The sequence below is a fragment of the Candidatus Nitrotoga sp. 1052 genome, from assembly GCF_927312905.1.
Lineage (GTDB): Bacteria > Pseudomonadota > Gammaproteobacteria > Burkholderiales > Gallionellaceae > Nitrotoga.
Genome location: NZ_CAKMHQ010000076.1, coordinates 1 through 14,613, shown reverse-complemented (window position 1 = coordinate 14,613; position 14,613 = coordinate 1). Strand labels below are relative to the sequence as shown.

Genomic DNA, 14,613 nt, shown 5'->3' with positions numbered 1-14,613 from the left:
TTTTTCGAGTAACGCCGTATTGTGACGAAAATTGGATTTTTAGAGGTGCCCTTAATTCATTGTCCGGAAAATGAGAGCCACTATAGATCAAATGTAGGAGCTTTTCTTGACTCAAGGAACATCTTGTTAATATGTGTTTACTTTATCTCTTGGTCAAGGTGCATATCAAGTCAAGCCAAGCGTTCGTTTCGTTATTCATTGCGGCTTGAGTAAATTCAAAGTCGCGACCGTTCAAACGCGCATCCCACTTACCTGCAATGCCACCCACAAAGTCACACGTGTATGCTACATGCGGGGCTTGAGAATCACGCCAGTTCTTGTCTAGGTACAATGTATACCACGACGACATAGGAGGCCATTGGTGTGTAGGATCGCCGTATGCGCAAGCGTGACTCCAATTTGGCGTAACGATAGTAGCAACTGCACCGACTTTCATCACGCGGTATAGATCATTGAAAAACGCTACTCGTTCTGTCCCAGTCAAGTGTTCAACGAAATGGCTTGAATACACTTCATCCACTGTATTCGCTTTGAACGGCAACCCCATGCGAACGTCATGGACGTACTTTTGGCCAAAGTCGATTGCATCAATGCCGACAAACCCGGCCTTTGGTTTCTTGCCTGATCCAATGTCAATACACAAGCGTACTGGCTCCGCCGTCGGTACATGGATTGGGGCTAATTTAGATTTTTTCAAGGTTCCTCATTTCAGTGAGTTGGTTGTACATAAATTCGAAATATTCTGATTCGGTTGGCTGGCGTTCACATGCACCGGCCAGCGTTGAAACCTCTTACATGAAATGATCTGTAAGCGTTTCAGTGTTTGGGCAATTAACTTGACCTCGCGGCAGATATCAGAAATTTCCCAAAGCATTTTGCTGATACCCGCTTCCATCGCTGGAGTAACCCGTAGTGCTTTATGAATCTTACAGAAGTTATAGAACATGAAATACAGACTAATTGCGGACATGTGATTTTCTAATTTTTTACTAAAGGGTACTTCTATAAATCCGTCGTCAGCGCGATGGATTTATAGAAGTGCCCTAGTGCTCAACGCGCGTTATGCGTCACAAGGAAAACCTTTTCCTGCAACTGGGTTATACCCTTGTCGCGAAAGCGTGGTTCCTTGTCGAGAATATCCGCGTTATGCAACAGGCGTACCTCGCCTGTTTTCTCATAAAGCGCCTTTACCTCCGGCTCCTTCACGCTAAAAGGCGGCCCCTGCATTTCATGCTGGGGGTAATCAAAGGTGACCAACAGAGTGTTTACGCCGGAAGCCAGGATGGTCTGCATGTGGGCTGCGTAGGCACTGCGCATCGATGGGGGTAGCGCGATGAGCGAGGCGCGGTCGAAAACTGCGCTCACCCCCGCCATATCCTCTGATGTCATCTGGAAAAAGTCGCCGCAGTAAAGTCTGAGTCCCTCCGTCTGGTAAAGGTTGAATGCACCGTGTTTTGTGACTGATGCTTGCAGGCCGCTTTCGGCAAAGAATGCCTCTACCGCCAATGGACAAATTTCCACACCAACCACTTCATGGCCTTGCCCTCGCAGCCAAAGCATGTCGCGGCTCTTGCCGCAGAGTGGCACGAACACACGACTGCCTGGCGCAAGGTTCAGTGCAGGCCAGAATCGCTGCAAGTGAGTATTGATTTCATTCTGATGGAAACCCGTTTCACTTCTGGCCCAACGCTCACACCAATAATCTGTATCCATGATCATCAACCTGCCACGAAAGTGTAGTCGGAATAGCCATGCTCGCCGCCAAATGTCAGATTCTGTAGCATGAAGTGATCATGGTCGAACTTTTGATGAGGCTCATCAATCGCACAGTGGGCTATGGGAAACAGGATCATGCATTTCACGACTCAATCTCCAGGGTGTTTGCTGTCTTTTCCGTGATCTTCCGCCTTGTGGGTCAGAAACAGTGACGCGCCAATCAGGGCGATGGCGCCACCGAGATAAAGCAGGTCGACCGGGGTCGATATCTTCATGTTCAGCGCTTCCTCGAACAGAGTGACGATCAGGATCATCAGAATTACCTTGGCCAGTCGCGCCTTGAGGTCGTCCAGACTCGCGATAACCAGTATCTTGCTGGAGGTTTTGCTGCCATGTGCTTCATCGATGTCGCTGACAAACAATTCATACATGCCGAGCGCAAAAATCAGCATGAAGGTTGCGAGCAGGTACCCGTCCACCACTTCCACCACATGGGAGATGGTCTGGTCGTGAAGTAGCTTGCGTGCCTCTTCGGTCAGGGCGGGGTCGGCGTAATGCAGCATGTGGCCAACAAGGTACACCACGTCCACCGTGGCCATATAGAAAATCGCAATGGCGGCAGCCATGCTCGCCACAACTGCTACCACCACCACGAAGCGTCCGTTCCAGAGCGTGGCTTCGAACCATTTTTCGATAGCTTTTAGCATGTCGTTATTTTATTGCCTGATAGAAGAATGCGAAAGAGCGAGCTCATGGGTACTGCGAACCCGTCCCGAAATATTTTAAAGTTAAATTATTATTAAGCACACGGCAAGTAGCGTTTTTCTGGTGTACCCATAAACGATAATCATAGCCGTAAAAAAATGCTTACAGTGTTTAAGCTACAGGCATTTGATTTATTTAGCTTGGGTGAGAGAATTCGAACCTCAGCAGCAACAAACCATGATAACCAATTTGCACAGGCTCATTTTCGCATGAGCTTGAAGCCTTCATCACTACTAAGAATGCATATTACATGACGGCAAGATTCAGGTACAAGGAAGTTGAAAATCCAGTCTGCAATTATAACTGCGTACTGCCAGCTTCGTTCAGTCGTAATAACTCAATATGCCTAACTTTGGGTGCGAACTTCTGAAGTGCAAGTTTGTTTTTTTTAATAATTAAGCGTAGAGTTCCGCCCCCTTTGAGTAAGGCGAAGAATAGAAAATATATGGGCAGCCCGCAAACGCAGCAAAATCTATCCGCACTTATGCTGGGCGCAATTGGTGTCGTGTATGGAGACATCGGCACAAGCCCACTCTATGCGTTGAAGGAAACCTTCGCCGGGCATCATCCTCTGCCAATCGTCGAGGCCAACGTCCTTGGTGTTCTCTCGATAATGTTCTGGACCATCATGGTATTGGTGTCATTGAAATACGTGACCATCATTATGCGAGCCGACAATCATGGTGAGGGAGGCTCTTTGGCTTTGCTAGCCTTGGCGAGCGAATTAAATTCCAACAGACCCAAATCCAAGTGGTTGTTCGCAATGCTTGGTGTATTTGCCGCTGCATTGTTTTATGGCGATAGCATGATTACACCAGCCATTTCGGTGCTATCGGCCGTCGAAGGTCTTAATATTATCGCACCCCAACTAAATAGTTTTGTGCTGCCGATCACCATCATGGTGCTTACCGCATTGTTCTTGGTTCAGAAACGAGGTACTGGCGCGATGGGAATGGCATTCGGCCCCATCATGATCCTTTGGTTCTCAATCTTGGGCGTTCTAGGTGTTTTATCTATAGCACAAAATCCGCACGTACTTTTGGCACTCAACCCTGTTTATGCCTACCAATTCCTTTTTTTTGACCCTTGGCTTTCATTTCTGACCCTCGGCTCAGTCGTGCTTGCCGTCACGGGTGGCGAAGCTTTGTATACCGACATGGGACACTTTGGACGGTTTCCAATTAGGCTGACCTGGTTCTCCTTTGTGCTCCCCGCGTTGGTATTCAATTATTTCGGGCAAGGCGCACTATTGCTAGACAATCCACAGGCTGTCAAAAGTCCATTCTTTCTGCTGGCTCCTGAGTGGGCATTGATCCCAATGGTGTTGCTTGCAACTGCGGCAACAGTGATTGCTTCGCAGGCAGTAATCTCAGGCGCATTTTCGGTGGCAAGTCAGTCGGTGCAGATGGGGTTTTTGCCACGAATGGAAATCCGCCAAACTTCAAGTAAAGCGCATGGTCAGATTTACGTGCCATTTACTAATTGGACGCTATATCTGGCGGTGGTTTATTTGGTCTTAACCTTTCAGAGCTCCAGCAATCTGGCGGCCGCCTACGGTATTGCTGTTACTGGAACGATGACGATCGACACAATACTGATTGCCTTTGTGCTGGTTGCTTGGCGTTGGTCCCCATTACTGGTTATTTCTCTGATAGGCACATTTCTTTGCGTTGACTTGGCCTATTTTGCGGCCAATGCCATAAAGATTCCACAGGGCGGTTGGTTCCCGCTGGGCATCGCTCTCGTTTCATTTGTTGTCCTCACCACATGGAAGCGCGGAAGAAAATTGTTGTTCGAAGAGATTTCACGTCGATCCATCCCTATTCAAACAATTGTAGATTATGTGGGCGAAGTCAACCGGGCACGCGGAACCGCGGTCTTCTTGGTTGGTGTTAATGAGGGAGCGCCTGCCGCATTACTACACAACCTAAAACACAACCAAGTGCTGCACGAACGCAACGTTCTGCTTTCCGTTATTATTGAAGACAAACCTTTTGTTACGAAGGGCAACCGTCTGTTAATTAATGACTTGGGCAAGAGCTTTTATCGAGTGAAGGTTTTCTACGGATTCATGCAAACTCCCGATGTACCTGCCGCTTTGGATTTATGTGCATCGTTAGGTCTGCCATTTGACATGATGGATACCACCTTCTTTACGTCTCGCGCTTTGATCGTGTCAGCGCCGACTCCCGGCATGATGAAATGGCGGGAATGGTTATTTATTATGATGTCAAAGAATGCGATGAATGCGACGGAGTTCTTTAAGATACCAACGAATCGGGTTATTGAAATGGGTACTCGTATAGAAATATAGTTGCCGCAAATATTCTTTTCGGGTCGATACCGGCATATAACGACCGATCGATATATGAGGTCGGTTGTCAATGATGGACACCAACGGGTTTATGCCGCCAACCTATTTTCATAGAATTGGCGCTCAAATGCGACAGGAGATAGATATCCCAAACGTGCCTGTTTGCGCTGCCGCCGGTAAAATATTTCTATGTATTCGATGATGGCCTGAATGGCCTCGGCGCGAGTCTTGAAGCGCCGGTGATGCGCCAATTCATGTTGAGCAATCCCCAGAAGCTTTCCATGGGGGCGTTGTCGTGGCAGGCGTTGTCGTAGCAGTTTCCCCGGCGCGACATCGATGGCACCACGCCGAACTGATCGCGCAATTTTCTGAACTCATAAGCGCAATACTGGCTATCCCGATCCGAGTGGTGTATCAGTTCGCGCGGTTGACGTTTTGCCGCCACACCCCGAAACAGCGATTGGCTGATCAAATTTCTGGTCATTTGCTCGCTCATGGCGTAGCCCACTAGGTCGCCACTGAACAAATCTTTGTGGCCTCCAGATAGAGCCAACCCTCATCAATCGGGATGTAGGTGATGTCGGTCACCCAGATCTGATTGGGAGCGGTCGCCTTGAATAAGTACACTTCTAATTGACGCACTACACTAGCTGCTTAACCTCTTGGACTCCACTATTTTTAGCCGAAACAAATTCTGGAGTGATACATATATGGGGCGCTGCGCGGTGAATCAATATAAAAGCTGCATTGCGACAACAGCCTCTGCGGCAATCACGCTTCGTGCAGCACTCCATCCATCAGGCGAAGCTGCCGCTGCATTTTTCCCGCTAGCTCCAAGTCGTGGGTGACTACGATGAAGCTGGTGTTAAGCCTGGAATTGAGTTCTTGCATCAGTTCAAATAATGCTTGCGCACTGGCGCGGTCCAGATTTCCGGTAGGCTCGTCTGCCAATACGCAGGCTGGCTCGGTGACTAGTGCGCGCGCTACGGCGACACGCTGACGTTCACCACCGGAAAGTTCGGCGGGCAGATGCTCCGTACGGTGTGGGAGCCCCACCAGCCCGAGCATACGTGCGGCAATCGGGTCTGTTTCACTTCGCTTCTGGCCACGGATCAGTAATGGCATGGCAACATTTTCCAGTGCGGTGAATTCCGCCAACAGATGGTGGAACTGGTACACAAAACCCAGCGCCCGGTTGCGCAGAGTGCCGCGCTCCGCTTCATTCATGGCTTGCACATCGTGGCCGAGGATAGCGACGCTGCCGCCGCTGGCCTTGTCCAATCCACCGAGCAAGTGGAGGAGGGTGCTTTTGCCGGAGCCGGAGCTACCTACGATGGCGATACGTTCACCGCGCATGACATCAATGTTAACGCCGTTAAGCACGGGTACATTGAGTTTGCCTTGCACAAATGTTTTGCATAAGTCGCGGCAGGAAATAACCATCTCACTCATAGCGTAGCGCCTCTGCCGGTTGAGTTCTGGATGCGCGCCAACTTGGATATAGCGTGGCGAGCAGGCTGATGAGAAAGGAGAAACATGCCACGATCAGCACATCTCCGCGCTGTAAGTCGGAGGGCAATTCGCTGATGAAATACACTTCCTTGGAGAGGAAGTGCATGCCCAGCAGTCGTTCTATAAACGGCACCACAGTGTCGATGTTGAGGCTTAGCAGTATGCCTCCTCCAACGCCGAATACCGAGCCGATCAGGCCAATCAGGGCGCCTTGTACGATGAATATTTTCATGATGCTGGCAGGCGAGGCACCAAGCGTGCGCAGGATGGCGATGTCGGCTTGTTTGTCGGTAACTGCCATTACCAGCGTGGAGACAATGTTGAATGCTGCTACCGCCACAATAAGTGAGAGAATGATAAACATCATTTTCTTTTCGATCTGCACTGCGCGGAAATAATTAGAGTGCTGGCGTGTCCAGTCGCTAACGTAGGTATTGCGCGGCAAGATACGCTGTATCTCGATGGCCACGTGCGGAGCCAGATCGAGGTCATGCAGACGTGCGCTGATGCCGCTTACCGCGCTACCCATTTGATAGAGCTTCTGCGCGTCATTAAGGTGAATCAGTGCCAGCGCATTGTCATAGGGTGCCATACCGATCTCAAAAATACCGACTACGCGGAATTGCTTGAGGCGCGGCACCATTCCCGCCGGAGTGATCTGCCCCTGAGGAGAGATAAGCAACACCTTGTCGTTCAGATGCGCCCCCAGTGCGCGCGCCAAGTCTGAACCCAGCACGATGCCGAAACTGCCTTCCTGCAAGGCTTCCAGCGAACCGGCTTTCATCTTGTCAGAAAGGTCTATCACTTTGCTTTCATCCTGCGGCAAAATGCCGCGTACCATTACGCCCTGTACGTTTTGATCAAACGACACCATGCCTTGCCCATTTACGAATGGTGCGGCAGCCGCCACTTGAGGATATTTTGTCGTGAGCTGTAAGGTAGGTTGCCAATCGACCATGTAGTTCCCCTCTTCACTGATTTGCAGGTGGGGCGCGATACCTAAAATGCGCGTGCGGATTTCTTTCTGGAAACCGTTCATTACCGACAGCACTACAATCAGCGCAGCCACGCCCAAGGCCATACCCAACATGGAGATAAGCGAAATAAAGGAAATGAAATGATTGCGCCGCTTGGCACGGGTGTAACGCAGACCGATAAAGAGTTCGTAAGGACGCAAAGTGAAGGTGCTCAAAAAGAATGGGGCGCTAGTTTGCCATAAGAGCGCTCTCTGCGGGATGGTAAACTGGTAAAGATAAAAATTACTTCACGCCAGCTGCAATATTCTGATAAGTAATTTCGGACAAATTCAACATGAGAAATGTAGACATCGTTATCCTTGATTTATTCTTGCCGCAAGAGATTTCTGTCAACGCTTGCGCCGGTCTGTCTGTGCCTGTCCTTGAGAAAATGCTGGCGCGTGCCAAGCCTGCATCGTTATCCTCAGAAATTGGCTCAACAGGTACGCTCGAAGAATGGCTATGCCGGACTTTTGGTATCGCACGACAGATGGACGAACCCATCGCACCGATTACCTTGATGGCGGACGGGATGCAGCCAGGTGCGGGCTATTGGTTACGCGCTGATCCAGTGTATCTGCAAATGCAGCGCACACAATTGTCTTTGCATCCGGATGTACCATTGAATGCTGATGAAGCGGCGCAGTTGTGCGGCAGTTTGAATACGCATTTTACTGCTGAAGGCTTGCGTTTTTTTTCGCCCAATCCGCAGCGCTGGTATCTCCAGTTGGAGAGCGTTCCAGACATCGTGACACGTCCCTTGGCGCAGGTGGCAGGCAGGAACGTACAAACGTATTTGCCGAAAGGACAGGATGCCTTGCGTTGGCATAAAGTCTTCAACGAAATCCAAATGCTTTTTTTCGAACATGCTGTAAATCAGGCGCGCGAGGCGCGTGGTGATTTTCCCATAAACAGTATATGGCTGTGGGGAGGAGGACATGCGGTGGAACAATTGGCGCGGCCATATACGAAGGTTTGCGGCGACAGCTTTCTGGCCGAGGCGTTCGCGCAGGCGGCAGGCATTCCCTATCAAATATTGCCGGATGATTTAACCCGGTGTGTTGATGATAATGAAGGTGACATGCTAATCGTCTGGGAGGGTTTGCGCCGCCCACTTCAGCAAGGTGACCTGCATGCCTGGCGCGATTCGGTAGAGCGCCTGGAGCAAAGTTATATTGCACCATTGTGGAAAGCACTGCGTAACAGGCGCATCAAGCAGCTTAGCCTGAATGTACTTAATGCTGGCGTTGCACAGCGATTTGTGTTGACGCGCAGTGCGGTGTGGAAGCCGTGGCGCTTGTCCAAATCTTTGACGCGATATGCGCTGGCGTAGCAAAAAAAACAGACTGAATTTTCAGCAGCGCAGCAAAATTCTATCCGCGCCCTTTGGCCTGGCTAGTGAGATACTGTATCATTTGAATACGCAAATAAATACGAAATTTATGAAAGCCATCTTCTTGGATTTTGAGCAGCCCATCGCCGAATTGGCAGGCAAAATTGAGCAACTTCGCTTTGTACAGAATGACTCTGCACTTGATATCTCCGATGAGATTAGCCGTCTGCAAATAAAAAGCCAGTCGCTAGCCAAGGATATTTACGCCAAGCTCACGCCGTGGCAAATCTCACAAGTGTCACGCCATCCGCAGCGCCCCTACACGCTGGATTACATTCAGCACTTGTTTACTGATTTTGAGGAGTTGCATGGAGATCGCTCCTATGCCGATGATCCGGCTATCGTCGGAGGGTTGGCGCGTTTTAATGGCCAAAGTGTGATGGTAATCGGACATCAAAAAGGGCGGGATACCAAGGAGCGGCAATATCGCAACTTTGGCATGCCTCGGCCCGAGGGCTACCGCAAGGCGATGCGCTTGATGCGGCTGGCGGAGAAATTCGATATTCCCATTATGACTTTTATCGATACCCCGGGTGCGTATCCCGGAATCGGTGCCGAAGAACGTGGTCAGTCCGAAGCCATCGGCAAAAGCTTGTATGTGATGGCAGAACTGCGCGTGCCTTTGGTCTGTACGGTGATTGGAGAGGGTGGCTCTGGTGGCGCGTTGGCCATTGCAGTAGGTGATGTGTTGTTGATGCTGCAATACGCCACATACTCGGTCATCTCGCCAGAAGGCTGTGCTGCCATTCTTTGGAAAAATGCGGACAAGTCGGCTGATGCGGCGGAAACGCTGGGTATCACCGCTACCAGATTGAAGGCGTTGGGGTTAATCGACAAGATCGTTAACGAACCGCCGGGCGGTGCTCACCGTGATTACCAGGCAATGATGTCAACCCTGAAAAAAAGCTTACAGGATACCCTTAAACAGGTGCAATCTCACTCCATAGACAAGCTGTTGCAGATCCGTTTCAACCGCGTAATGGGCTATGGCAAGTTCAAGGAAGTCGAGCTTTGATTTAACAGAGCGCGTCTCCGATGCGCTCTCACCCTTGCTTCCTGCGGGCAGCTCCATCCTGCTTGGATTGAGCGGTGGTGTTGATTCAGTCGTCCTGCTGCACCTGCTACAGCAGCTTTCCCTCCGTTATTCATGGCGTCTAAGCGCATTGCATGTACATCACGGTATTAACCCGCAAGCGGACGTTTGGGCGGCATTCTGTACTGATTTGTGCGCGCTCTATGGAGTCTCCCTGCAAGTCGAACATGTAAATATCGCGCCGTTACGCTCGCTAGGGATTGAGGCGGCGGCGCGCAAACTTCGTCACGCCGCGCTTGCACAACAGCCGGTGGATTTTATTGCACTGGCGCATCATCTTGACGATCAGGCTGAAACTTTGCTGCTGCAGTTGCTGCGCGGGGCTGGAGTGCGCGGCGCAAGCGCCATGCCAGCTATAAAGCATCGTGCTAATGTCCCGACACTGTTGCGCCCTTTGCTCGATGTTCCTCGTTCCATATTGATTGACTACGCGCAACAGCATGCCCTCCAATGGGTGGAAGATGAAAGCAACGCCGATGACACTTACCCTCGCAATTTTTTACGCCATCGCATTCTGCCGCTGTTGGAACAACGATTTCCAGCCTACCGCAAAACTTTGTTGCGCAGCGCACAGCATTTTGCCGAGGCAACTGAACTGCTGGATGAGTTGGCACAGCAGGATGCGGAATTGGCAATAGCAAATAACCGTTTGGATATTAAGAAATTGCGTGTGTTGGGCGTTGTAAGAGGAAAAAATCTATTGCGTTATTTCCTTGCGGCGCAAGGGGCACCCATTCCAGACAGCACACGGCTACAAGAAATGCTGCGCCAACTGTGCAATGCTCGCCCAGATGCGCAAGTGTGCATCGACTGGCAGGGCTGGCAAATGCGTCGATATCGCGACCATGCTTACACCATGCCTGCGTTGCCGCCGCCGGTTGATTTCACCGTTATGTGGCATGGTGAAGCAGAAACAGTGTTGCCTCCACCACACGGTGAGCTTCATTTTAAACATGCCATCGGGCAGGGTATCAGTTTGGCAAAATTACAACTCGGCATTGCCAAGATTCGTTCGCGTCATGGCGGCGAAAACATTCGGGTGGATGCTGCGCGACCGCAACGAGGCTTGAAAAATCTATTGCAGGAATATGAGGTACTGCCGTGGCAACGCGACTTATTACCCTTGCTTTTTTGCGATGCTGACTTGGTGTGTGTCCCGGACATAGCAATAGCCAATACATATCGGGCTCAGCCGGATGAAGCTGGAGTGGTGGTCATTTGGCGCGCAGTTCTCAATACGGCATAAATCCCCGGCTGAGTTGGAATAACGATTGTGGTGGTGGTGTTCACGATTTTGTGTGAACGGGGTTTTGATTAACTTTGTAAAATTCGTTTAGTAAGCTGGATGGAGAAGCGGGTCAGAACGGCTTTCCAGCCGGGTAGGAATTGTCCATTTTTGCTGATGTTTCTCGGGGTCAGGTATAAAAGCTTGGTTTTCCGGATTTTCGGATTACTTATAGCTGATTGCAGGATAGCCTTCCCTTATCAATATTTTAACTTTTCTATGATTGGAAATGATTTGTATAACTTCTTTTTGCTTAATGAAGTCAAAGAGCTCAAGGGTTGTATAGTCCTGTAAATACTGATCACTTATTTTAAATTCTTTGGTAATTCCGGAAATTTCAATATAAAAGACCACTGTGTCAGCATCAAAATCGTGCTTGTGCCTGACTTTGCACCCAGGAATCATATTTAACAGATGCTTGCTTATTACCTCATGTTTTACTTTAATTTCGCTTATTTCGCTCATTTGAGGCCCTTTGAACCATTTTATTATCCAGTTTCTTAACATTTAATTTTGTGTGTGCGTTCTAGCTTAATTGCGGAATATCTATTGTTGGAATTACTAATGCTGCGCTATTAAGCTTCTTCCGGCTTTTACTCTTCCAACGAATGTTTTAATGCTAACAGTTTTCTTACCATTCCGAGAACTGAGTCCTCCATGAACTGAGTTGACGACCTTTAGAGCCGAGGGGTCGAATGACACCGTTGCCCACTTATAGAATACCGCCTTGGCAGCAGGCAGCGACAGGCTTGCTGCGTCAGTGCTTGCCCAAGGACAGTGACAGTGATTTGAGCAGTTTCTTACAAGAGTAGCTGGGAGTTTGTGTGAAAATTGAACATCAATCCTCGAAAGTTGCTCGGGTTCAAATGCCTGCACCATTCTTGACAAGATTTATTTCCTGCGTGAATGACAATTCAAATTATAAACTCAACAAAATCAATGCAAATAAATTTGTTGCTGCAGGTTGAATAATTTATATAATTTCTTGTAATTGATACTATGACTTGATACAGTTAACCGTCTTTTCAACCATACGGAAGTCAACATCATGAATAAATCAGAACTGATTGATGCAGTAGCCAAATCCACTAAGAAGACAAAGTCCAGTATAGAAGAAACCTTGAATGCTCTGACGGCTGCTATTCAAACTTCTTTAACAAAAGGCGATAACGTTCAACTAATACGTTTTGGTACGTTTGCCGTCGAAGCACGCGCCGCACGAATCGGCCGCAATCCAGCCACAGGCAAAGAATTAAAGATATCAGCCAAGAATGTTGTTAAATTCAAAGTCGGCAGTAAATTGAAAGATGCGGTCGCTGGCGCAAAAACCAAGAAAAAATAACAAGATATTCTTTAATTTGCCAAGATCTGCGGGAGGTGGGGATGTTTATAACCTGCTGCAGGTAACGTGAATCAAGAATCGAATGCAGAGTTATTCTTTATAATTCCAATATTATCAAGGAGTAGAATTATGAGTAAAGGTCAAGAAAGTAAAAAAACAGTCAAGAAGGAACCCACTAAAACGCTGAAGGAAAAAAAGGCTGCAAAGAAGATAAAAAAAGATGAAAAGATGCGTCAAGGATAGCCCGACATCAGCTCTAGCACATCAGCCAAGAAACGGTTAAACGTGTTGGAGAAGTTTGGAATGCCAGCGTATTTTTAGAGAATTGGTTAGTTTTTTGACATTGCCACAATCTGCAATCTAACCTTTAAAAGTGTTGCGTGATAATGAAATTACGCAACACTTTATTTATTGGGCGTCCTCAAGAGTGTGATAGTACTTTTGTGCCCACAGCAGGTGTCGGTGGGCACTGTCTCGGTCTTGATGTGGCCGCACTCCGGGCAAGTCAGCGTCGATTTCATTGTTATCCATAGTAAATTCGTCATCTTTAATTTCCCGGTTGCAGGGTCACGGTTAGGTCCCGCTTTTCACCTTGATGCATTACGGTCAGCTGGACCACATCGCCGACTTTGTGGTCATCAAGACGGGCCAGCAGTTTTTGTACCGAATAGACATCCTTGCCATTGACCGCCACGATGATGTCGCCAAGTCTCATACCTTGGGGGGTCACTGTCACGCCCTTGAGACCCGCCTTTTCGGCTGCTGAGCCTGGATGCACGCGCAGCACCACTACCCCCTTGGTGCCAGTTATGCCATTCAATCGCTGGTTGATTTGTTCATCAGCCTCGATACCCAAGGCTGGACGAATATATTTGCCACTCTTGATTAGTTGTGGCACCACGCGCATGACGGTGTCCACAGGGACGGCAAAACCGATGCCGGCGGATGCCCCGCTGGGGCTGTAGATGGCGGTATTGATGCCAATGAGCCGACCCGCCGAATCCAGTAGCGGACCGCCCGAGTTGCCAGGGTTGATGGCGGCATCGGTCTGGATCAGGTGTTCAATGGCAGGACCGATATTTCCGGCCAGTGAACGATCGAGCGCTGAGACGATGCCGTTGGTCAGCGTCCAGTCCAGGCCGAATGGGTTGCCAATGGCAAAAACCTTCTGGCCCACCTTCAGGTCGTGGCTGGTGCCTATCGGCACAGGCAGCGGGCGCTTGAAGCCCACGCCGATGCGCAACACCGCAATATCGTGTGCAGGACTAGCGCCGATTAGAGCTGCCTTGTAGTCTCGGCCGTCGGCCAACTTTACTGTGGCACCAGACGCATTCTCAATCACGTGGTAGTTGGTGACTACATGGCCGGCGTCGTCCCAGATAAAGCCGGAGCCCGTCCCCTTGGGAACGGCAAAGACGTTGCGTGTCCACACGTCGCGCACCAGGGCGGCGGTGGAAATGAACACTACTGAGCCGCGGGATTTTTCGAACAGTTCGATAGTGTTTTTTTCATCGGCGGCCAGATCACCTCGGGCAGTGACCGCACGGAGCTGACCTTCCGAAGGAGCCCATAGTGATTCAATGGCTGGCAACAGCGTCCATAGCAGCATCAACGCCGCTACCATTATGACGACGGCCACTAGGCGGCGGTAAAATGGATCGGGTGTTCTTCGATAGGGTTCAATGTCCATGAATCAATACCGGTCAGCTGATAGAATCCATATTTATTCTCCTTGGAAAAATAAATATGGATTCTATCACTGACGAACCAAGAATTTATTAGTGCTGATAAGGTGAAAAATCGTCGGTTTACTGATCTCAAATGGAATCCATTTCCGAGATAAATCCGAGACAAGATGCAAAGAATAATGGCCTGATTTACTGCAAGCCATTGATTTATTTGGCGTCCCCAACGAGATTCGAACTCGTGTTACCGCCGTGAAAGGGCGGTGTCCTAGGCCTCTAGACGATGGGGACTAAAGGGCTTGGTGATGCCATTTTGGTGGAGATAAGCGGGATCGAACCGCTGACCTCTTGCATGCCATGCAAGCGCTCTCCCAGCTGAGCTATACCCCCAAAATGTGCGCGCATTATAATGATCGAGCCTATCCTTGTAAAGCTGAAGCCTTATCCAATGTGGTATGAGCCTGAACGAAAGCCGTATTTCCAACGAGGAAT

13 protein-coding genes, 2 tRNA genes and 1 pseudogene are annotated in these 14,613 nt (G+C 49.4%); 5 read left to right on the top strand and 11 right to left on the bottom strand.

Annotation, left to right across the window (positions count from 1 at the left end):
* Window positions 1-142: 142 nt before the first annotated feature.
* From MJ768_RS13555 to MJ768_RS13540, 4 genes are all read right to left on the bottom strand, one after another.
* Window positions 143-697, bottom strand: coding sequence for a class I SAM-dependent methyltransferase (locus MJ768_RS13555; protein WP_239292466.1), 555 nt, complete (start codon window positions 695-697; stop codon window positions 143-145).
* Window positions 698-1,050: 353 nt separating this feature from the next.
* Window positions 1,051-1,713 carry a thiopurine S-methyltransferase gene (locus MJ768_RS13550; protein WP_239292464.1) on the bottom strand — a complete coding sequence of 221 codons (663 nt, stop codon included), beginning with the start codon at window positions 1,711-1,713 and terminating at the stop codon, window positions 1,051-1,053.
* 5 nt (window positions 1,714-1,718) lie between these two features.
* Window positions 1,719-1,862: a hypothetical protein gene (locus tag MJ768_RS13545; protein WP_239292462.1), complete on the bottom strand. Its 144-nt coding sequence runs from the start codon at window positions 1,860-1,862 to the stop codon at window positions 1,719-1,721.
* Between the two features lie 3 nt (window positions 1,863-1,865).
* Complete coding sequence (locus MJ768_RS13540) at window positions 1,866-2,423, bottom strand: YqhA family protein (RefSeq protein ID WP_239292461.1); 558 nt, start codon at window positions 2,421-2,423, stop codon at window positions 1,866-1,868.
* Between the two features lie 542 nt (window positions 2,424-2,965).
* Here MJ768_RS13540 and MJ768_RS13535 point away from each other — a divergent pair.
* Complete coding sequence (locus tag MJ768_RS13535) at window positions 2,966-4,795, top strand: potassium transporter Kup (RefSeq protein ID WP_239292459.1); 1,830 nt, start codon at window positions 2,966-2,968, stop codon at window positions 4,793-4,795.
* Between the two features lie 89 nt (window positions 4,796-4,884).
* On the opposite strand, the pseudogene MJ768_RS13530 reads toward MJ768_RS13535, so the two are convergent.
* From MJ768_RS13530 to MJ768_RS13520, 3 genes and pseudogenes are all read right to left on the bottom strand, one after another.
* Window positions 4,885-5,413, bottom strand: a pseudogene (locus tag MJ768_RS13530) (IS3 family transposase); the annotation flags it as partial.
* Between the two features lie 153 nt (window positions 5,414-5,566).
* Window positions 5,567-6,247: a lipoprotein-releasing ABC transporter ATP-binding protein LolD gene (lolD, locus tag MJ768_RS13525; RefSeq protein ID WP_239292458.1), complete on the bottom strand. Its 681-nt coding sequence runs from the start codon at window positions 6,245-6,247 to the stop codon at window positions 5,567-5,569.
* Window positions 6,240-7,484: a lipoprotein-releasing ABC transporter permease subunit gene (locus tag MJ768_RS13520; protein ID WP_239292468.1), complete on the bottom strand. Its 1,245-nt coding sequence runs from the start codon at window positions 7,482-7,484 to the stop codon at window positions 6,240-6,242. Before MJ768_RS13520 ends, lolD begins: the two co-directional genes overlap by 8 nt.
* A 134-nt stretch (window positions 7,485-7,618) precedes the next feature.
* Between MJ768_RS13520 and MJ768_RS13515 the strand changes: the two genes are divergently transcribed.
* The 3 genes from MJ768_RS13515 to tilS all read left to right on the top strand — a co-directional run bounded on the left by MJ768_RS13515 (window position 7,619) and on the right by tilS (window position 11,055).
* Window positions 7,619-8,656: a hypothetical protein gene (locus MJ768_RS13515; protein ID WP_239292457.1), complete on the top strand. Its 1,038-nt coding sequence runs from the start codon at window positions 7,619-7,621 to the stop codon at window positions 8,654-8,656.
* 109 nt (window positions 8,657-8,765) lie between these two features.
* Window positions 8,766-9,731, top strand: a complete 966-nt coding sequence (locus MJ768_RS13510) for an acetyl-CoA carboxylase carboxyltransferase subunit alpha (RefSeq protein WP_239292456.1) — start codon at window positions 8,766-8,768, stop codon at window positions 9,729-9,731.
* Window positions 9,703-11,055, top strand: a complete 1,353-nt coding sequence (tilS, locus tag MJ768_RS13505; RefSeq protein WP_239292455.1) for a tRNA lysidine(34) synthetase TilS — start codon at window positions 9,703-9,705, stop codon at window positions 11,053-11,055. Before MJ768_RS13510 ends, tilS begins: the two co-directional genes overlap by 29 nt.
* A gap of 204 nt (window positions 11,056-11,259) precedes the next feature.
* Here tilS and MJ768_RS13500 read toward each other — a convergent pair whose 3' ends face one another.
* Window positions 11,260-11,559 (bottom strand): hypothetical protein, encoded by a 300-nt coding sequence (locus tag MJ768_RS13500; RefSeq protein ID WP_239292454.1) that lies wholly within the window; start codon window positions 11,557-11,559, stop codon window positions 11,260-11,262.
* 583 nt (window positions 11,560-12,142) lie between these two features.
* On the opposite strand from MJ768_RS13500, the gene MJ768_RS13495 reads away from it, so the two are divergent.
* Window positions 12,143-12,436 (top strand): HU family DNA-binding protein, encoded by a 294-nt coding sequence (locus tag MJ768_RS13495; protein WP_239292453.1) that lies wholly within the window; start codon window positions 12,143-12,145, stop codon window positions 12,434-12,436.
* A 547-nt stretch (window positions 12,437-12,983) separates the two neighbouring features.
* Here MJ768_RS13495 and MJ768_RS13490 read toward each other — a convergent pair.
* The 3 genes from MJ768_RS13490 to MJ768_RS13480 form a co-directional block, all read right to left on the bottom strand.
* Window positions 12,984-14,126, bottom strand: coding sequence for a S1C family serine protease (locus tag MJ768_RS13490; RefSeq protein ID WP_239292452.1), 1,143 nt, complete (start codon window positions 14,124-14,126; stop codon window positions 12,984-12,986).
* 210 nt (window positions 14,127-14,336) lie between these two features.
* Window positions 14,337-14,412, bottom strand: a tRNA-Glu gene (locus MJ768_RS13485).
* 23 nt (window positions 14,413-14,435) lie between these two features.
* A tRNA-Ala gene (locus MJ768_RS13480) sits at window positions 14,436-14,511 on the bottom strand.
* Between the last annotated feature and the right edge of the window lie 102 nt (window positions 14,512-14,613).